Source organism: Nonomuraea longispora (genome assembly GCF_004348345.1).
GTDB classification, from domain to species: domain Bacteria; phylum Actinomycetota; class Actinomycetes; order Streptosporangiales; family Streptosporangiaceae; genus Nonomuraea; species Nonomuraea longispora.
This window is the reverse complement of sequence record NZ_SMJZ01000188.1, coordinates 1-17,864: the sequence shown is the minus strand read 5'-3', so window position 1 is coordinate 17,864 and position 17,864 is coordinate 1. Positions and strand designations below refer to the sequence as shown.

Annotated in this window: 15 protein-coding genes and 3 pseudogenes; 10 read left to right on the top strand and 8 right to left on the bottom strand. The window is 68.8% G+C overall.

Annotated elements, in window-relative coordinates:
* Window positions 1-9: 9 nt before the first annotated feature.
* Window positions 10-498 carry a GNAT family N-acetyltransferase gene (locus E1267_RS34710; RefSeq protein WP_132339013.1) on the bottom strand — a complete coding sequence of 163 codons (489 nt, stop codon included), beginning with the start codon at window positions 496-498 and terminating at the stop codon, window positions 10-12.
* Window positions 495-2,051, bottom strand: coding sequence for an NsdA family TPR-like regulatory protein (locus tag E1267_RS34705; protein ID WP_132339011.1), 1,557 nt, complete (start codon window positions 2,049-2,051; stop codon window positions 495-497). Before E1267_RS34705 ends, E1267_RS34710 begins: the two co-directional genes overlap by 4 nt.
* A gap of 272 nt (window positions 2,052-2,323) precedes the next feature.
* Here E1267_RS34705 and E1267_RS34700 point away from each other — a divergent pair, with 272 nt between their 5' ends.
* The 4 genes and pseudogenes from E1267_RS34700 (at window position 2,324) to E1267_RS34685 (ending at window position 5,978) form a co-directional block, all read left to right on the top strand.
* The gene (locus E1267_RS34700; protein ID WP_132339009.1) at window positions 2,324-2,608 is read left to right on the top strand and encodes a hypothetical protein; all 285 of its coding nucleotides are present in this window, start codon (window positions 2,324-2,326) and stop codon (window positions 2,606-2,608) included.
* Window positions 2,609-3,166: 558 nt separating this feature from the next.
* Complete coding sequence (locus E1267_RS34695) at window positions 3,167-4,027, top strand: mechanosensitive ion channel family protein (RefSeq protein ID WP_246064445.1); 861 nt, start codon at window positions 3,167-3,169, stop codon at window positions 4,025-4,027.
* A gap of 43 nt (window positions 4,028-4,070) precedes the next feature.
* A pseudogene (locus tag E1267_RS34690) lies at window positions 4,071-4,445 on the top strand (globin); the annotation flags it as partial.
* A gap of 24 nt (window positions 4,446-4,469) precedes the next feature.
* Window positions 4,470-5,978 carry a glycoside hydrolase family 13 protein gene (locus E1267_RS34685; protein ID WP_132339003.1) on the top strand — a complete coding sequence of 503 codons (1,509 nt, stop codon included), beginning with the start codon at window positions 4,470-4,472 and terminating at the stop codon, window positions 5,976-5,978.
* Here E1267_RS34685 and E1267_RS34680 read toward each other — a convergent pair.
* From E1267_RS34680 to E1267_RS34670, 3 genes are read right to left on the bottom strand one after another with little or no spacing between them, the layout of a single operon-like run.
* On the bottom strand, window positions 5,973-7,136 hold the full coding sequence (locus tag E1267_RS34680) for an MFS transporter (protein ID WP_132339001.1): 1,164 nt from the start codon (window positions 7,134-7,136) through the stop codon (window positions 5,973-5,975). The genes E1267_RS34685 and E1267_RS34680 overlap by 6 nt on opposite strands.
* Entirely contained in the window at window positions 7,133-7,561 is a 429-nt protein-coding gene (locus E1267_RS34675; protein ID WP_246064444.1) for an acyl-CoA thioesterase, read from the bottom strand. The genes E1267_RS34680 and E1267_RS34675 overlap by 4 nt, the downstream gene beginning before the upstream one ends.
* Before the next feature lie 14 nt (window positions 7,562-7,575).
* Window positions 7,576-9,003 carry a DHA2 family efflux MFS transporter permease subunit gene (locus E1267_RS34670; protein ID WP_246064443.1) on the bottom strand — a complete coding sequence of 476 codons (1,428 nt, stop codon included), beginning with the start codon at window positions 9,001-9,003 and terminating at the stop codon, window positions 7,576-7,578.
* 73 nt (window positions 9,004-9,076) lie between these two features.
* On the opposite strand from E1267_RS34670, the gene E1267_RS34665 reads away from it, so the two are divergent.
* Both E1267_RS34665 and E1267_RS34660 read left to right on the top strand, forming a co-directional pair.
* On the top strand, window positions 9,077-9,976 hold the full coding sequence (locus E1267_RS34665; protein ID WP_132338997.1) for an SDR family oxidoreductase: 900 nt from the start codon (window positions 9,077-9,079) through the stop codon (window positions 9,974-9,976).
* A gap of 1 nt (window position 9,977) precedes the next feature.
* Complete coding sequence (locus E1267_RS34660) at window positions 9,978-10,802, top strand: MaoC family dehydratase (RefSeq protein ID WP_132338995.1); 825 nt, start codon at window positions 9,978-9,980, stop codon at window positions 10,800-10,802.
* On the opposite strand, the gene E1267_RS34655 is transcribed toward E1267_RS34660, so the two are convergent.
* Complete coding sequence (locus E1267_RS34655; RefSeq protein ID WP_132338993.1) at window positions 10,789-11,400, bottom strand: TetR/AcrR family transcriptional regulator; 612 nt, start codon at window positions 11,398-11,400, stop codon at window positions 10,789-10,791. The genes E1267_RS34660 and E1267_RS34655 overlap by 14 nt on opposite strands.
* A gap of 188 nt (window positions 11,401-11,588) precedes the next feature.
* Between E1267_RS34655 and E1267_RS47725 the strand changes: the two are divergent.
* Window positions 11,589-11,675: pseudogene (locus E1267_RS47725) on the top strand (hypothetical protein); the annotation flags it as partial.
* A 39-nt stretch (window positions 11,676-11,714) separates the two neighbouring features.
* Here the strand turns inward: E1267_RS47725 and E1267_RS34645 are convergent.
* Window positions 11,715-12,227: a VOC family protein gene (locus E1267_RS34645; RefSeq protein ID WP_165959965.1), complete on the bottom strand. Its 513-nt coding sequence runs from the start codon at window positions 12,225-12,227 to the stop codon at window positions 11,715-11,717.
* A 373-nt stretch (window positions 12,228-12,600) separates the two neighbouring features.
* On the opposite strand from E1267_RS34645, the gene E1267_RS34640 reads away from it, so the two are divergent.
* The 3 genes and pseudogenes from E1267_RS34640 to E1267_RS34630 form a co-directional block, all read left to right on the top strand.
* Entirely contained in the window at window positions 12,601-13,167 is a 567-nt protein-coding gene (locus tag E1267_RS34640; protein WP_132338989.1) for a PadR family transcriptional regulator, read from the top strand.
* Window positions 13,164-14,621 (top strand): MFS transporter, encoded by a 1,458-nt coding sequence (locus E1267_RS34635; RefSeq protein WP_132338987.1) that lies wholly within the window; start codon window positions 13,164-13,166, stop codon window positions 14,619-14,621. The genes E1267_RS34640 and E1267_RS34635 overlap by 4 nt, the downstream gene beginning before the upstream one ends.
* A gap of 50 nt (window positions 14,622-14,671) precedes the next feature.
* Window positions 14,672-15,307: pseudogene (locus tag E1267_RS34630) on the top strand (transposase); the annotation flags it as partial.
* 787 nt (window positions 15,308-16,094) lie between these two features.
* Here E1267_RS34630 and ettA read toward each other — a convergent pair.
* A complete protein-coding gene (gene ettA / locus E1267_RS34625; protein ID WP_132338985.1) occupies window positions 16,095-17,759 on the bottom strand; it encodes an energy-dependent translational throttle protein EttA in 1,665 nt (554 codons plus the stop codon).
* Window positions 17,760-17,864 lie beyond the last annotated feature (105 nt).

Below are 17,864 nucleotides of genomic sequence, written 5' to 3'. Positions count from 1 at the left end.
GCGGGGGTGTCAGCGGTCGAGGGTTACGCCGGGATTCAGCAGCTTCTCGACATTGACCACCACGAGACCGCCCACCTTGTGCCGGGAGAGCTCACGCCACCCCTGGCGCGCGTAGAGCGCCAGCGCGGCCTCCTGGTTGAGCGTGGTGTCGCCCCTGACGCGCTCGAAGCCGAGCTCCACGGCGCGCTGCTGCAGGGTGACGAGCATGGCCTCACCGTAGCCACGCCGCTGGACGTCGGGATGCACGCGTAGCCGGCAGATCTCGGCCGTGCTCGTGTCGACGGGTTTCAGCCCGCCCATCGCCACCACCCGGGAGCCGACCTCTCCGACGAGGAAGTCTCCGCCGCAGGCCAGGTAGATCTCCTGGATGCGGGGAAAGTCGTCGTCGTAGTAGACGCCGTCGCCGGGCACCAGGCCCACCTGCGCCAGACAGATCTGGTGGAGGGAGAGGACGATGTCGAGATCGGACCAGCGGTAGCGCCGGATCTTCAGTTTCATGCGCCCCCCTTCAGCTGGGCTCGCGAGCGCCGCAACTCGGCGTAGTAGTCGTCGAGCCCTGGCGCGTTGGCGTCCCGGGCCGCGATCGCCTGTCCGAGCGCCGCCGCCGGCCGCACGATGAAGTCGGTCAGATATTCGTCGCTCACCAGGCGCAGCGCCTTGACGCCGATCGCCACCGCCTCCTTGACGTCGCCGTCGATCAGCCGGCACTGGGCCTGGTCGAGCCTGATGAGCGTCTGGTCGAGGATGTGGTCCTGGTATTTGGTGAGCGCCTGGCCGAGCACCACTTCGGCCTCGATCGTCTGACCGAGCTTGGTGAGCACGTCGCCCTGGTAGAAGTAGAGCTGCTTCTCGGTGTAGCCGAAGGCGACGTCCTCCTGGTCCTCGCTCTTGAGGTGGGAGAAGGCGCTGCGCGCCCGCGACAGCGCGCGTTTGGCCTGGTCGACGACCTCTTTCTTGCTGTCGCCCCCCGACATCATGGCCAGCGCCCTCGCCTCGACGACCGGCGCCATGGCCTGTGCGGCGCACGGCATCGAGCCGGCCAGGTCGCGGCTCTTCTTGGCGAGGGTGAGGGCCTCGCGGGCGTCGCCGAAATAGAGGGGGACGAGCGACTCGCGAGCGGTGATCCAGGCGCGCAGCGCGCGGTCGCCGGTCTCGTCGGCCGCGGTGCGCCCGGTGCGGAAGAACGAGCGGGCCAGGCGGTGGTCGCCCAGGTTGATCATGATCATGCCGCTCAGCCCGGACAGCTGGGCGGCCATCCTGCACAAGCGTTCCTGCAGGTCGATGGGCTGGCGGCGGGACATCGCCGTACGGACCGCGCTCAGTTCGAGCAGCACGTCGCACAGCAGCCTCAGGGGGGCCGTCGTCGTGTACTGGCGGCCGAAGCTGATCGTCGCCTCTTCCCACTGGTCGAGCATCGCGGCGGACACCGTGGCCGAGACGAGCGTCTCGTCCATCCGCCGTCTGATGCCCTCGCACGCTCCGAGCACGACCCCGTCGAGAGCCTCGTTGAGGTTGGTGTCGGTGTGCAGCAGATTTAACATCGTGCGGCGCAGGATGTTCTCGTCCTCCTGCGCCTCGGGATCGGTGACCATGGGTTGGAGGTTGAGCTCGCGCTCGGTCGGCAGCAGCGGCGGGTCCTTGGCCTCGGAACCTCCGAGCGCTCCCGCCGCCCGGTGCGCGTGGCCGTGGCCGCAGATGCACGGCCCGTCGTAGCCGAGCGCGGCCGGCTCGACGCGGTAGACCGTGCAGAGGTAGTGCAGATATTCGGGCCCGGGGCGTTTCAGCCCGCTCTCGTACGCCGAGAGCAAGGTCTCGCCGATGCCCGGGGTGGGTTTCGAGTCGCGCTCGAACAGGGCTCTCACCTGCTCGATGACGTCGGCCAGGGCGATCCCGTAGGACAACCGGTGCGCCTTGATGCGGGTGGTGCTGAACTGTGACGCGCAAGCCTCGTGGATCTCATCCGCGATCTGGGCCGAAGTGTGCCCGGCGGCCAGGCCCTTGGCCCTGATCCGCCGGGCGATCTCCGTCTCCCTGTGCTGTCTGCCGGACATCCCGGCCCCTTCCAAACAAGTCTCGACCGGTCCGCAACTTGTGACTCAGAGTAGCCTTCAAGTCGCTGTGCGCCTACCCATGACTATGAACCAGGGACGACGGGTTTGAAAACGCCCTGAGACAGCCTACGGTTAAGGATCGTCCTCCCCGGGACTGTTTCTTATATCCCTTGGGAGAAGAGCAACTCCCTGTAGCCACTCAAGCTCGTTGCGTTCGCCGTTGACATGAGACATGTTTGGCCCACCAGCGGCGATCATAGGGAGGACGAACGGTGGGGGACGACGACTTCGAGCACTTGGAGCGGCTCGTGTCCGAACTGGGCGCTCATGGCTTGCTCGCAAGAGTGGTCCAGAACCAGAACGGTCGCAGGTTCGTACGCGTCATCAATCCGAACGCGACGAGCCTGTCCGAGAACGTCACCTGCAGGCCGGCCACTGTGTCCGATATGCCGGATTGGTGGTACTGCTGGTCCTGGGGCGAACGGATGCACACGGCCGACGACCCGGCCGGTGCCGCGACGAAGGTCGCCCGCGTGCTAGCCGCCGTGGTCGAATGACCGACGCGGTGAGCCGGGTGGAGCGCAGCCACCGCGGCGTACCGCAACCACGGCGGCCTCACAGGGCCGGCGGAGTGACCGGTGCGGAGGGTTTCACGCATGTGGGGTCCTGGTCACTCCGCCGGTTCTGGCCTCACACCTGACTGTTGCCGGCACGGCCCGCACGCCGTGCACGCCAAGCCACCCTCCCGGTCCGCCGGGAGGGTGTTGGGGGGGATCCCTCCCGGAACCGGTAAGGGACATGCTTCCGGGTGCCTGTCCCTTGCCGAGCCGTCCGTCATCGGAGCGTCCGCTCTCTCCCTCCGCGGCCCAGAGAGCCGGCGACCCCGTCTTCCCCGGCGTGATGTGACGGCGGGCGGTTCGGTCGGCGGTATTTTGGATCGCAACGGTCCAAAGAGCCCGACCGAACCGCTTCTGGAGGGGGATCCACCTTTGTTACTGCTGGTGACGCCGTCGCCACCCGCTTCGCCATCGAGCGGGCTTCCGGACCCGGAAAAAGTGGTCCAGGACATGACGGGGGTCTGTACCAAGGACCCTGTTTGCTCTACCCTCGTCGGGATGTTCGACAACGCGGCCTGGGCACCCATCGTGGCCAGCGCGGTCGTCATCGTGCTGATCGTCGTGCTGGCGTTCGTCCTCCGCAAGGTCGCGCACAAGATGATCACGCGGCTGGTCCTTCGCACCGCCGCCAAGAGCTCGATCAGTCGCAGGTTCCGCAAGGGCGCCGCCACCGACAGCATCGACGCGCTGCTCCACGAACGCAGGAAACAGCGGGCCGAGACCATGGGCTCGGTGCTCAAGCACATCGCTTCGATCGTGATCCTGGGCACCGCGGTGCTGACCGTGCTCGACCGGCTGACGATCCCCATCGCTCCCCTGCTGACCAGCGTCGGCATCCTGGGCGTGGCCATCGGCTTCGGCGCGCAGGAGTTGGTGAAGGACTTCATCGCCGGCATGTTCATGCTGCTCGAGGACCAGTACGGCGTGGGCGACGTGATCGACGCGGGCGCCGCGATCGGCACCGTCGAGGCCGTCACCCTGCGCGTCACGAGGCTGCGTGACGCCGACGGCCGCGTCTGGTACGTCCGCAACGGCACGATCACCAGGATCGGCAACGAGTCGCAGGGCTGGTCGCGGGCCTACGTCGACGTGCCGGTGGCCTACGACTCCGACATCGTCAGCGTGCGCGTGCTGCTCGAGCACCTGGCCGAGGAGCTCTGGGCCGACCCCGAGCTGCGCGAGAGCAAGATCGTGGAGCAGCCGCAGGTGTTCGGGGTGGAGCAGCTCTCCGACAGTTCGGTGGTGTTCCGCATCACCGCCAAGACGCTGCCCAACGAGCAGGCCGAGGTGGCCAGAGAGCTGCGCATCAGGGTCAAGACGACACTCGACGACGCGGGCATCCCCATGGTCGCGGGGTGAGCTCGATGCGCCACCACCCCAGGCACACCATAGGCTGGTGAACGTGACTGAGACCTCCTTCTACGACGCCGTCGGGGGCGAAGAGACCTTCCGGCGTCTCGTGCAGCGCTTCTACGAGGGGGTCGCGGAAGACCCGGTGCTGCGGCCGCTCTACCCCGAGCCCGACCTGACGGGAGCCGAGGAGCGGCTGCGGGGCTTCTTGATCCAATACTGGGGCGGCCCCAAGACCTACAGCGAGCAGCGCGGGCACCCCCGCCTGCGCATGCGCCACATGCCGTTCGTGATCGGCGAGACCGAGCGCGACGCCTGGCTGCGGCACATGCGCGAGGCCGTCGACTCGCTCGACCTGCCGGAGGAGCTGGAGACCAGGCTCTGGGACTATCTGGTCTACGCGGCCCACAGCCTGGTGAACTCACCCTCCTGACGGGGCATGACACGCCACATGGATATCCCCTGGTGGCGTGATGCCGTCGTCTACGAGATCTACGTCCGCAGTTTCGCCGACTCCTCCGGAGACGGGGTCGGCGACCTGGCGGGGGTGCGCGAGCGCCTGCCCTACCTGCGGGACCTGGGGGTCGACGCCGTCTGGCTGACGCCGTTCTACACCTCGCCCATGGCCGACGGCGGCTATGACGTCGCCGACCACCGCGACGTCGACCCGCTGTTCGGCACCCTCTCCGACTTCGAGGCGCTGGTGGCCGCCGCACACGACCACGGGCTGCGGGTGATCGTGGACATCGTGCCCAACCACAGCTCCTCCGCCCATCCCTGGTTCCAGGCGGCGCTGCGCGGCGAGGGGCGCGAACGCTACCTCTTCCGCGACCGGACCAACAACTGGAAGTCCACCTTCGGCGGCTCTGCCTGGACGCGGGTCGAGGACGGCTCGTACTATCTGCACCTGTTCGCGCCGGAGCAGCCCGACTTCAACTGGCGCAACCCCGAAGTGCACGGGGAGTTCCTCGACATCCTGCGGTTCTGGCTGGACCGCGGGGTCGACGGCTTCCGCATCGACGTGGCGATGGGGCTCTACAAGGCCGAAGGGCTGCCCGACATCGGTGACCAGTCGTTCAAAGCGGTCTCGCCGGTGTGGGGGCAGCCCGAGGTGCACGACGTCTACCGCGACTGGCGCAGGGTGCTGGACGGCTATCCGGGCGAGCGCATGGCCGTGGGCGAGGTGTGGACCGACAGCCTCGAGGATCTCGCGCTCTACGTGCGGCCCGACGAGTTGCACCAGAGCTTCAACTTCGCGTGGCTGCAGGCGCCGTGGTCGGCGGCGGCGTTCAGGAAGGTGATCGACGACACGCTCTCCAGCGTTCCGTTCGCGACGTGGGTGCTGTCCAACCACGACGTCGTGCGCCACCGCACCCGCTACGCGGCCGACGATCCCGCCGCCGGGCCGGCGCGGGCGAAGGCGGCGGTGCTCACGATGCTGGCGCTGCCCGGCTCGGCCTACCTCTACCAGGGCGAGGAGCTCGGGCTGCCCGAGGTGACCGACCTGCCCGACGCGGCCAGGCAGGACCCGATCTTCTACCAGTCGAACGGCGAGCTGCCAGGGCGCGACGGGTGCCGGGTGCCGATCCCGTGGACGGTCGATCCGCCCTCCCACGGGTTCTCCCCCGGCGCGGTGCCGCCGTGGTTGCCGCAGCCGGCGGCGTTCGCGGAGCTGAGCGTCGAGAAGCAGGAAGGGGACGCCGGGTCCACCCTCGAGTTCTACCGCAGGGCCCTGGCCTGCCGCCGTGACCTGGTGCGATCCATTCCTTATACGTTGGAGTGGCTGAAGTCTCCCGAGGGAGTGCTTTTCTTCACCCGCGGGCCGCTGATCTGCGCGCTCAACTGCGGCGACCGGCCGGTACGCCTGCCGGAGCACGACGAAGTGCTGCTGGCGAGCGGGCCGCTGAGGGGCGACCTGCTACCGCCCGACACGGCGGCGTGGTTGCGCCGCGCGTCATAATGGCTCGTCGTCCTCGCCGCGGAAGGGGATGACGGGCAGCGACAGCAGCGCGCCTCCCAGCCCCGCGGCGAAGGCCGCCCAATACCCGATGTTGGTGATCAGCACGCCGGCCAGCGGCGTGGCGACGACGGAGACGACGTTCTGGACGGTGTTGTGGGTGCCGAGCACCCGCCCGGCCCAGGTGGGCCCGGCGAGCTCGCCCGCCGTCAGGTAGGCGAGCCCGTTGCCGGCCACGGTCATCACCGCGGCCACGGCGAGCATGGCGGGACCGAGCCAGGTGCCGGAGAGTGTGCCGGCCACCAGCAGCGCCATGACGCCGAGGTTGCAGGCCGTGATCAGCAGCAGGGGCCGCATGCGCAGGCCCACCCGGTCCGACCAGCGACCGGCCGCGATGCGCACGGCGGCCCCGGCGATCGCCGCCACACCGAACAGCCGGCCGGCCGCCACCTCATCCCATCCGTACAGGCGCACGAGGCACGTCACGCCGTACGTGCTGACCACGATCTGCGGGACCACGTGCAGGGCGCTGGTGGCGTGCACCCGCCACAGCGCCGGCTGCCGGTACGGCGAGCCGCGCGGCACGGCGCCCGGCCCGGAGATCGCGCGCGGCGGCTCGGCCAGAAAGAGCGCGGCCAGCACGGCGGCCAGCAGGCTCACGCCGGCGCACACGGACAGCACGCCGGCCAGGCCGTGCGCCTGCGCGATGGGCGGCAGCACGAACGCTCCCATCGCCATGCCGAGGGTGAAGGACACCTGGCGCAGCCCCATGGCGAGGCCGCGTTCCGGCGGCTCGAACCAGCGCAGCACGATGCGCCCGCCGCCGACCATCGCGGCCGAGCCGGCGGCGCCAGCGAGGGCCAGCAGCCCGATCACCGCCCACACCTGACCGGCGACCGCGGCGGCGGCGAACAACACTGCGGCCAGACCCACGCCCGTGCCCAGGATCAGCCGTTCGCCGTGCCGGTCGGCCAGCGCTCCCCAGGCCACGAGGGCGAACAGGATGCCCATGGCCGGAGCGTTCGCCATGATCCCCGCCACAGCCAACGAAACCCCGAAATGTCGCTCTATTTCAGGAATGACGAGGGGCAAGCCGAACAACCCGAGCGTGACGCTCGCGTGGGCGTTGACGCCCAGGGCCAGCATCAACCAGCGTTTCATGGCGAGAAACGTACGAGGTACGCCAGTTCGCTCTCCGACAACCTGCGCGGGGCGGCCCGCTCCACGTCATAGGCCGCGAGCACGGACTTCGCGGTGACGTACACCGCGTCGTCGTCGCGAACCTCGTAGGCGAGGGTGAAGCGCACCGGCCTGATCTCCGTCACCCACGTCTCCACGCGCACCGGCTCCGCGCGGAAGCCGAGCGGGCGGCGGTAGTCGATCTCGTGCCGGGTGACCACCAGACCCTTGAACGGCTGGTCACCCGCGTTGTGCGGATCGATGTGGAACATGCCGAAACGGGCATCCTCCAGGTAGTCGAGGAAACGCACGTTGTTCACGTGCCCCTGGGAGTCGACGTCGGCGAATCTCACCGTTCGGAGGTAGAGGTGGCGCTGGGCCGGGGTGCGTTCAACCACGTCAGTCACCGTACCCGCCCCGGTCAGGTGGCCCTGCGGCGGCCCAGGCAGGCCAGCACGGTCAGCACGGAGACGGTGGCCATGGCGGCGAGCGCCCACCGGTAGCCCGTCACGAGCTGCTCGACCGCGCCGCCGTTCAGGTGCGAGAGGGTGCCCGCGAACACCCGCTCGTGCAGCGCGGCGGGGAGCGGCGCGGTGATGATCGACAGGACCAGGCCGGTGCCCACCACGTTGCCCGTGTTCTGCAACATCAGCCGCATGGCGTTGACGATGCCGAGCCGGGCCGAGGGCAGGCCGTCCAGGATGGCGGTGGTGTTGGAGGGCATGAACACGCCGGAGCCGAGGCCGATCAGCACGAGGCCCGTCGCCGCCGCCGCGTACGGCATGGTCGAGGACATCACCACCAGCATGACCACCAGCCCGCAGGTGGTCACCGAGGCTCCGGCCACGGCCAGGGCGCGGGCGCTCATGAGGCGCTGCAGGAAACCCGAGGCCACCGACGCGGTCATCGCCGCGACGGCCAGCGGCAGCACTTTCAACCCAGCCTGTACGGGGTCGTCCCCCCGCACGGCCTGGAAGTAGAGCGCGACCAGGAACACCATGCCCATGCGCGCGACGGCGTTGAGGAACGACGCGAGCGTGCCGAAGGTGAAGGCCCGGTCGCGGAACAACCCCAGGTCCACGACCGGATGGGCGGCCCTCCGCTCCCTGGCCACGAACAAAGGCAGCCCTGCCGCGAAGCAGACGAGCCCGGCCAGCACCACCGGGTGCCCCCAGCCGAGCCGGGTGAACTCCGACAGCGCCAGCAGCAGCCCGCCCAGGGTGATCAGGACGAGCAGGCTCCCGGGCAGGTCGAGCCCGCGGTCGCGGTTGTCGGGAACGGTCCTGCGCAGCACGATCCCGCCCCACACCAGGCAGATCACCCCGATCGGCACGTTGAACCAGAACACCCAGCGCCAGCCGAGACCATCGGCGAGCACCCCGCCCAGCGTCGGCCCGATGAGCCCGGCGATCGAGAACGAGGCCACGTAGACCCCCATGCCCTCCCCCAGCCGCTCACGCGGGAACGCGTCACTGACCAGGGCGGCGCTGTTGGTGAGCAGCATGGCCGCCCCCGCCGCCTGGACGACCCGCATGGCCACGATCACCCACGCGTTCGGCGCCAGGCCCGCGAGCAGCGCGGCCACGGTGTACGTCGCCAGCCCGATCAGGTACAACCTGCGCCGCCCGAACAGATCCGCCAGCCGCCCGAATACCACCATGAGCACGGTCGTGGTCAACTGGAAGCCGAGGAGGATCCAGCCCGCGGCCGTCGCGCCGGCCTGGGTGTGCCTGGCGATCTCGGGCAGGGCGACGTTCATCGCGCTGCCGCCGAGACCGGTCAGCACGCTCGCCAGGCTGACCACCGACAACGTGCGCCACGCATGCCCTATGGGGGTCGCAGCCGGCAAGGGCCTGTCCTTTCTAGATTTTGATACTAGAATTCTATTCGCATCGGTACCGGGGCAAGGAGCGAGGTGTCGGATGGGCGGAATCGTCGAAGGCCGCGTGGTGATCGTCACAGGAGCGGCCAGGGGCATCGGGCGAGGGCACGCGCTCGAGTTCGCCCGGCAAGGGGCGAAGGTGGTGGTCAACGACCTGGGCGCGGAGGTCGACGGCACCGGCTCGTCCGGAGCCGCCGCCGAGGTGGTGGCGGAGATCGAGGCCATGGGCGGTCAGGCCGTCGTCAACGGCGAGGACGTCTCCGACTTCGACGGCGCGCAGCGGCTGATCCGCTCGGCCGTCGACCACTTCGGCGGCCTCGACGTGCTGGTCAACAACGCGGGCATCCTGCGGGACCGGATGCTCGTCAACATGACGGCCGAGGAGTGGGACGCGGTGATCCGGGTGCACCTGCGCGGCACCTTCGCGCCGCTGCGCCATGCCGCCGCCTATTGGCGGGCCAAGGCGAAGTCTGGCGAACCCGTGGATGCCCGGATCATCAACACCACCTCGTCCTCCGGCATCTACGGTAACCCGGGGCAGGGCAATTACGGCGCGGCCAAGGCCGGCATCGCCGGGCTCACCGTCATCGCTGCCAAGGAACTGGAGCGCTACGGCGTGACCGTGAACGCCGTAGCCCCCGCCGCGCTGACCCGCATGACCGAGAACCTCATGCCCGCCGGCGTCACCGGCGCCGACCCCGACGACATCGCGCCCCTCGTGGTCTGGCTCTCCAGCGCCGAGGCCCGCGGCGTCACCGGCCGGGTGTTCAACGTGCGCGGGGGCGCGATCAGCGTCGCCGAGGGCTGGCACGCGGGGCCGGGCGTCGACAAGGGCTCCCGGTGGGACCCGGCCGAGCTGGGCGGCGTCATCCCCGCCCTGGTCGACAAGGCCGCGCCCAACGCCATGACCAACGGCCGCATCCCCGGACGGGAGGACTGACATGCCGCTCGACCACTCCATCGTCGGCGTCGAGAGCCCGGCCCACGAGCGCACCTGGACCTCCAAGGACACCATGCTGTACGCGCTCGGCGTCGGCGCGAACACGTCCGAGCTGGAGTTCACCACGGAGAAGGGGCAGCGGGTGCTGCCGACGTTCGCGGTGCTGGCCTCGCAGGCGCCGGGGCGGCGGCTGGGCGACTTCGACCCGGCCATGCTGGTCCACGCCGAGCAGGGCTTCGAGCTGCACCGGGAGCTGCCCCCCGCGGGTGGCGTGCGGACGACCTCGAAGGTGACCGGCATCTACGACAAGGGCTCGGGCGCGCTGGTGACCTCCGAGGCGCGGGCCGTCGACCTCGACACGGGCGAGCTGGTCGTCTCCAGCAGCAGCGCGCTGTTCATCAGGGGCGAGGGCGGGTTCGGCGGCGACCGGGGGCCGCGCGACGCGTGGGCCGCGCCGGACCGCGCGCCCGACCACAAGGTGACCTACCCGACGTTGCCGGAGCAGGCGCTGATCTACCGCCTGTCCGGTGACCGCAACCCGCTGCACAGCGACCCGGAGTTCGCCGCCAGGGCGGGCTTCGACCGGCCGATCCTGCACGGGCTCTGCACGTACGGCGTGACGGGGCGGGCGCTGCTGCACGCGGTGGCCGGGTCGGACCCGGGCCGTTTCCTGGCGATGTCGGGGCGCTTCACCAGCCCGGTCTTCCCCGGGGAGTCGCTCACGGTGTCGATCTGGGTGGACGGCGAGGACGTGCGGTTCAGGACCGCCAAGGACGACGGCACCGTGGTGATCGACCGCGGCCGCGCCACCATCAGTCGTCGGTGAAGTCCTTGAGGGGGTCGAGGCGGCGGATCAGCCTCATCGCCGCCTCGATGACCTCCCTGGCCTCCTCCTCCGTGTCGGAGGTGGCGACCTCGCGGGCGGCCTCGCCGATGATGCTGGTCAGCACCGCCACGGTGAACCGGGCGAGCGCGTCGCCGCCCGCTCCGAGCAGCACGGCGTTCTGGCGTACCCACTCCCTGCCCCGCGTGCGGCGCAACAGCTCGAACCCGGGCGGCCCGTCGCCGTCGATGAACAGCCTGACCAGGTCGCGCCGCTCCCACGCCCCGTCGAGGTAGGCACGGGCGCCGGCGATGAGCAACTCGACCGGGTCGTCGACGCCGGACTTCCTGGCCTTCGCCACGCTGGCGGCCGACGCCTGCTCGTGGGCGGCCTGATGGTCTTCGTAGAGGGCCAGGAAGAGCTCGGTCTTGCCGCCGAAGTGGTGGTAGAGGCTGCCGACGCTGGATCCGGCGCGGGCGACCACCTCGGCGACGTTGGACTCCGCGAAACCGTGCTCGCTGAAGACCTCACGAGCCGCCTGCAGCATGCTCTGACGGGTCTGCGCCGTACGGCTCCACTCCCACGAGGACTTGCGTGCCATTCAATCATCATATCGCGCTCAATTCTAGAATTGTATTCTTGACGGGGGTCTCCACCGGCTAGAACCTCTTCCTAGAGAAATATTCTAGAATTCCTAGGAGGCGGCCGTGGACTTCTCTCTCACCACCGAGGAACGCCAGATCCGCGACACCGTACGGTCCTTCGTGGAGAAGGAGGCAGGGCCGCTACATGATCCCCGCCAGGGCCATCGGGTCCGCCGAACGCATGCTGCAGATGGCCGTCGACTACGCCAGGATCCGCAAGTCCTTGGGGCGGGCCATCGCGGAGTACCAGGCCATCCAGTGGATGATTGCTTCAAGGGCTCGGTACGCCGTCACCGTTCCTGCCGTGGCCCGACAGCACCTCCTCCAGCGACGGGCGGGGCTCATCAGACAGGCGCGGCCCCGGCTGGGCGAGCTGGATCAGCACCCCATGCGCCTCCTTCGGATGCAGGAACACCTCCCGCCAGCGGGGGTCGGCCGTGTTGAGGCCGTGCAGCCGGTAACCGCGGGCGGCCAGCCGGGCAACCGCCGCGCCCAGGTCGCGGACATGGAAGTTCAGATGATGAACGCCACCCCGGCCCCTCGTGAGCTCGAAGAAGCTGTCGAAGAACGTCGAGCCGGCCAAGGGCTCCATGAGCTCGACCTTGCCGCCGTTGGCATAGGTGAGCTGTAGCGTGCGGTAGCCGACGGTCCGGTTGTCGCCACCGCCGCCGCCATGCCGGCCGCCCAGCAGATCGCGGTAGATCGGCAGCAGGTCCCTGATCCGGGGGGCGGCCACGGCGGTGTGGTCGAAGGACACGTCGAGGCCGTCGAGTTCGAGATCCAACGCGCAACTCCTTGGATGAGGGGATCCTAGAATTGCATTCTAGCGGCGGCACCTTCCTGAAGCCTTGACGGGCGGCCCTCTCCCTGGAAACACTCCGGTCTTCAAAGACCGAAGTAGAGGGATCGCAACCGGTCTGGCCAGGGGGCCAACTTGTGCCCTGAGCTGCGCGTCCGATATGGCGGCCGTGCGCCCCCTCCTTGCCCCCTGATCACCCTTTGCCGGAGAGAGCCGCGCGACCCCGGGGGGCATGGCGCCCCGGGGGACGCGCTCCTCCTGGAGTCGATCCGGCGGCGGTGGAAGTTCCTGGGCGCTCTGGGCCTGTTCGAAGGCGTGCACCGTAGACACACGCAAGTAGTCGTGCAAGATTAGTCGCGTGTCTTCTATCCGGATCTTCATCCTTGGCGCACTCCACGAGCGCGGTTCCATGCATGGCCACCAACTGAAACTGCTCGCCGAGCAGGAGCACGTCGACCTGTGGACCGACATCACGGTCGGTGGCCTCTACGGCGCGATCAAGCGCCTCGCCACGGAAGGGCTGATCGAGGAAGCGCGCGTCGAGCGCGACGGCGCATATCCCCAACGGCGGGTCTGGGCGATCACAGGCGAGGGCCGAGTGGTGCTGTCGAGCCTGAGGCTGGACGGTCTCCGCGAGATCGTCTTCCGGGCCGACCCATTCGACCTCGCGGTGACCCGACTCGATCCCGACAACCTCGAAGTGCTTCCCGACGTGATCGGGGCACGACTGGGGTCGCTGCGGGCCATGCTCGCAGACCACGACGTACACATGAACGCGGTCACTCGCTACCTGTCTCGCAGTGAAGTCCTCGTGCTGAAGCACCGAGCCGCCCGCTTGCGCACCGAGATCGCCTGGCACGAAGAACTCGCCGAGCAGCTGCCGCAGATTATCGCGGACGAACGCACCAAGAAGGACACTCCGTGACGGCAGATACCTCCCTCCCGCCCACTGCAGGTGTCCCCCGGGGCGCCTGGCCCGCATTCGTGGCGCTGCTCGCTGGTGCATTCATTGCATTGCTCGATTCCACAATCGTCAACGTCGCACTTCCGTCGATCCACACGGGTCTCCACAGCTCAGACGCCGCGCTATCGTGGATCATCTCGGGCTATGCCCTCGCCTTCGGCCTCGCCCTCATCCCGGCGGGCCGTGTCGGTGATCGGTTCGGGCACAAGTGGGTGTTCCTTGCCGGACTCGCTCTCTTCACCATGGCGAGCACGGGGTGCGGGACAGCCCAGAACGACACCCAGTTGATCATTGCCCGCATCGTCCAGGGGCTGGCCGGTGGCACCTTTTTCACACCGATCATCGCGCTCGTCCAGCTCATGTTCCCCGGACCGGTACGGGGCAAGGCCTTCGCCCTGTTCGGTGCGACGATCGGAGTCGCGACCGCGCTCGGCCCGTTGTTCGGTGGGCTGATCATCCAGGCATTCGGCACCGATACCGGCTGGCGCCTGATCTTCGGCGTCAACGTCCCGATCGGTGTCCTGGCGGTCCTCGCAGGCATCATGCTGCTGCCCGTGGGCGTCAAGGGTAAGGCGGCGAGCGCGGACCTGATCGGATTCCTGCTGGTGTCAGCGGGCCTCGTGGCACTCCTCATCCCGCTCATCAACGGCCAGGACGCCGCGTGGACGGTCTGGAGCTTCTTGTCGATCGGGGTCGGTCTGCTGTTCCTTATGCTGTTCGCTGCATGGGAGCGGCGACTTGCCAACCGCGGAGGGGTCCCCCTCGTGCCACTCCGCCTGTTCAGGCACCCCGCATTCACCGGAGGCACGGTCCTCGCGCTCGCCTACTTCGCCGCGTTCACCAGCATCTTCTTCACCATCTCGCTGCTGTGGCAGTCCGGACTCGGACGAAGCGCCTTGGCCACGGGCGTCGCGCTGCTCCCGTTCGCCATCGGCAACCTCGTCGGTTCGGCCGGCAGTGACCGGCTCACGGGCCGATTCGGTCGCCGCGTCCTCGTCACGGGGCTCGCCCTCAACATGGTCGGCCTCATCGCGCTCTGGCTCATCCTCGCGACGGTCACCGCGACGAGCCTCACCATCTGGAAGATTCTCGCGCCCTTGTTGATCGCCGGCATCGGCTGCGGTCTGTTCATCGCACCGAACACGGACTTCATCGTCGCAACGGTCGACCCGCGCGAAGCGGGCGCCGCGAGCGGCATCATCGGCACCATGCAGCGCGTCGGCAGCGCGATCGGCATCGCCGTCGTCGGCAGCGTCCTATTCGGGAGCCTCGACCTCACGACGTCCTCCCCGGAATCGACCGCCCACACCTTCGGCCAGAGCGCGGCTCTCGCCATGGCCGCCAGCGCCGCATTCAGCATCCTCGCATTCGTCCTGGTCTTCGCCCTACCCAAACGCGTCGGGAACCCGTGGTGACACCTTGACGGATCGGAGCCTCCTGCCCCGTCCGGGCCACACGGCGCGACGTGCCTGACGCTACCTTCGCGTGCCCGGACCTGACCACGTTCTGCCGGCTCGACGAGCTCGGTCTGGAAGCTGCCGGGCAGCGACTGGAACCTGACCGCGCTGTGCTGGCATGCCGGGTCGTCGAACCGGACCGGTGGTGCCGCCGCTGCGGCTGCGAGGGCACACCGCGTGACACCGTGACCCGCCGGTTGGCCCACGAGCCGCTGGGCCGGCGACCGGCGGCCCTGGAGGTCGTCGTACGCCGCTACCGATGCACCGGCTGCGGGCACGTGTGGCGTCAGGACACCAGTCTGGCTGCCGAGCCACGGGCGAAGTTGTGGCGGCGTGGGCTGCGGTGGGCACTGGAAGCCATCGTGGTCCGGCACCTCACCGTCGCCCGGGTCGCCGAAGGCCTCAAGGTGGCGTGGAACACCGCCAACGACGCGGTCCTGGCCGAGGGCCAGCGAGTCCTAATCGACGATCCCGGCCGGTTCGACGGCGTGAAGGTCATCGGCGTGGATGAGCACGCATGGCGGCACACCCGACATGGGGACAAGTACGTCACCGTGATCATCGACCTGACCGGCGTCCGCGACGGCACCGGGCCAGCCCGGCTGCTGGACATGGTCGAAGGCCGATCCAAGCAGGCGTTCAAACGGGGGGCCGATGCTCCACACCTTCTTCAACATCATGCTCTTCGCCGGGCTATGTCCCTCCGAAGTCATGGCCCTCACCGCAGACGGATGCCACCTACCTTTAGGCGGCTGGGGCAAACTCCCCCTCACCGGCGCGGCCCCCGACGTAGGCACGCTGTGGACCGACGCCGCGAACGACACGCGAAGAAGGGACTCAAACGCCGGGCGGCAACGGCCGTGCGCATCGTCCCGATCCCGCCCGAACTCGTCGCCCCCCTGCGGGCCTACCTCAACGACTTCCCGCCCGCTGCGGACGGCAGACTGTCCTACAACGGACCCGATCAAGGCTACTTCCGCGCCCGCCACTACCAGGACGGACGGCGACGTGCCCGCAAAACGGCCCTGAGCGAGGCTGAGCGCGCTTCACACGTCGCGCGGCGTCCCACGACCTTCGCCACTTCAACGCCTCCATGCTCATCCTGGCGAGCGTAGACGCAGCCCAGGTAGCGCGGGCTCGGGATCGACACCGGGGAAGACGCGACCACGCGAAGATCGAAGCAGCCCTGACAGGAAAACCGATCTCCCCCCAAGCCTGTGACCAGCGAAAACGCCAGCGAAAACGCAGCCCACGGGCCAACCAGCCGACAATTACCCCGTAGCAGCCTCGAAGCACAGGTCAGCCCCCTGATCACCCATAGACCGTGGCACTCCCTGGACGTCACCGGCCACGGTCGGCGGGTGGCGTGACCTTGGCTGTGCCGTACCGGATGAAGTGGTTCCAGAGAACCGATCCGGCCGAACGGGCGGGTCAGTCGCGGTGAAGCTTGCGGTAGGTGACCCGGTGGGGACGGGCGGCGTCGGCGCCCAGCCGCTCGATCTTGTTCTTCTCGTAGTCGGCGAAGTTGCCCTCGAACCAGAACCAGTTCGAGCCCTCTTCCCACGCCAGGATGTGGGTGGCGATGCGGTCGAGGAACCACCGGTCGTGCGAGGTGATCACCGCGCAGCCTGGGAAGTCGAGCAGCGCGTTCTCCAGCGACGACAGCGTCTCGGTGTCGAGGTCGTTGGTGGGCTCGTCGAGGAGCAGCACGTTTCCGCCCTGCTTGAGGGTGAGCGCCAGGTTGAGCCGGTTGCGCTCGCCGCCCGACAGCACCCCCGCCTTCTTCTGCTGGTCGGGGCCCTTGAAGCCGAAGGCCGCGATGTAGGCCCTCGACGGCATCTCCACGTTGCCGACCTTGATGTGGTCGAGCCCGTCAGAGACGACCTCCCACACGTTCTTGCCGGGGTCGATGCCGCCGCGGGTCTGGTCGGCGTAGGAGATCTTCACAGTGTCACCGACCACGATGGAACCGCTGTCAGGGGTCTCCGCACCCGTGATCATGCGGAACAGCGTCGTCTTGCCGACGCCGTTGGGGCCGATGACGCCGACGATGCCGTTGCGGGGCAGGTCGAACGTGAGCTTCTCCATCAGCAGCCGGTCGCCGAACCCCTTGGTGAGGTTGTCGGCCTTGATCACCGTGGTGCCCAGGCGCGGGCCAGGCGGGATCTGGATCTCGTCGAAGTCGAGCTTGCGGTGTTTGTCGGCCTCGGCCGCCATTTCTTCGTAGCGCTGCAGGCGGGCTTTGCTCTTGGTCTGGCGGGCCTTCGGGTTGGACCGCACCCACTCCAGCTCGCCTTCCAGGCGCCTCTTGCGCTTGATGTCCTTCTGGCCCTCGACCTTGAGCCGCTGCGCCTTGGCCTCGAGGTAGGTGGAGTAGTTGCCTTCGTAGATGTAGGAACGGCCACGGTCGAGCTCGAGGATCCAGCCGGCGACGTTGTCGAGGAAGTAGCGGTCGTGGGTGACGGACAGCACGGTGCCCTCGTATTTCTCGAGGTGCTGCTCCAACCACTGCACGCTCTCGGCGTCGAGGTGGTTGGTGGGCTCGTCGAGAAGCAGCAGGTCAGGCGCTTCGAGCAGCAGCTTGCACAGCGCGACCCGGCGGCGCTCACCACCGGACAGCTTCGTCACCTCGGCGTCGGGCGGCGGGCAGCGCAGGGCGTCCATCGCCTGCTCCAGCTGGCTGTCGAGATCCCAGGCGTTGCGGTGCTCCAACTGGTCCTGGAGCTTGCCCATCTCCTCCAGCAGCTCGTCGCTGTAGTCGGTGGCCATCTGCTCGGCGATCTCGTTGTAGCGCTGGAGCATCGCCATCGTCTCCGCGACGCCCTCCTGCACGTTGCCGAGGACGGTCTTCTCCTCGTTGAGCGGCGGCTCCTGCTGGAGCATGCCCACCGAGAAGCCGGGCATGAGCTTCGCCTCGCCGTTGGACGGCTGCTCCAGGCCGGCCATCATCCGGAGCAGCGTCGACTTCCCGGTGCCGTTCGGCCCCAGGACACCGATCTTGGCTCCGGGCAGGAACGACAGGGTGACGTCGTCAAGGACAACCTTGTCGCCGTGCGCCTTGCGCACGCGCTGCAGCGTGTAGATGTACTCCGGCATGCTTCCTAGCTTAGGGGCTCCCGGCCCAGGCTTCCGCCGCTCCCTCCATCAGGCTCTCCCGTCCCCACCGACACGGCCGGGGAAGAGGTCGTCGGGGGGCTGGGG

Coding starts and splice junctions, on each gene's coding strand:
- E1267_RS34695 (WP_246064445.1), top strand. CDS start 3,167: ATGTTCGACAACGCGGCCTGGGCACCCATCGTGGCCAGCGCGGTCGTC.
- E1267_RS34665 (WP_132338997.1), top strand. CDS start 9,077: ATGGGCGGAATCGTCGAAGGCCGCGTGGTGATCGTCACAGGAGCGGCC.
- ettA (WP_132338985.1), bottom strand. CDS start 17,759: ATGCCGGAGTACATCTACACGCTGCAGCGCGTGCGCAAGGCGCACGGC.
- E1267_RS34685 (WP_132339003.1), top strand. CDS start 4,470: ATGGATATCCCCTGGTGGCGTGATGCCGTCGTCTACGAGATCTACGTC.
- E1267_RS34660 (WP_132338995.1), top strand. CDS start 9,978: ATGCCGCTCGACCACTCCATCGTCGGCGTCGAGAGCCCGGCCCACGAG.
- E1267_RS34680 (WP_132339001.1), bottom strand. CDS start 7,136: ATGAAACGCTGGTTGATGCTGGCCCTGGGCGTCAACGCCCACGCGAGC.
- E1267_RS34705 (WP_132339011.1), bottom strand. CDS start 2,051: ATGTCCGGCAGACAGCACAGGGAGACGGAGATCGCCCGGCGGATCAGG.
- E1267_RS34655 (WP_132338993.1), bottom strand. CDS start 11,400: ATGGCACGCAAGTCCTCGTGGGAGTGGAGCCGTACGGCGCAGACCCGT.
- E1267_RS34710 (WP_132339013.1), bottom strand. CDS start 498: ATGAAACTGAAGATCCGGCGCTACCGCTGGTCCGATCTCGACATCGTC.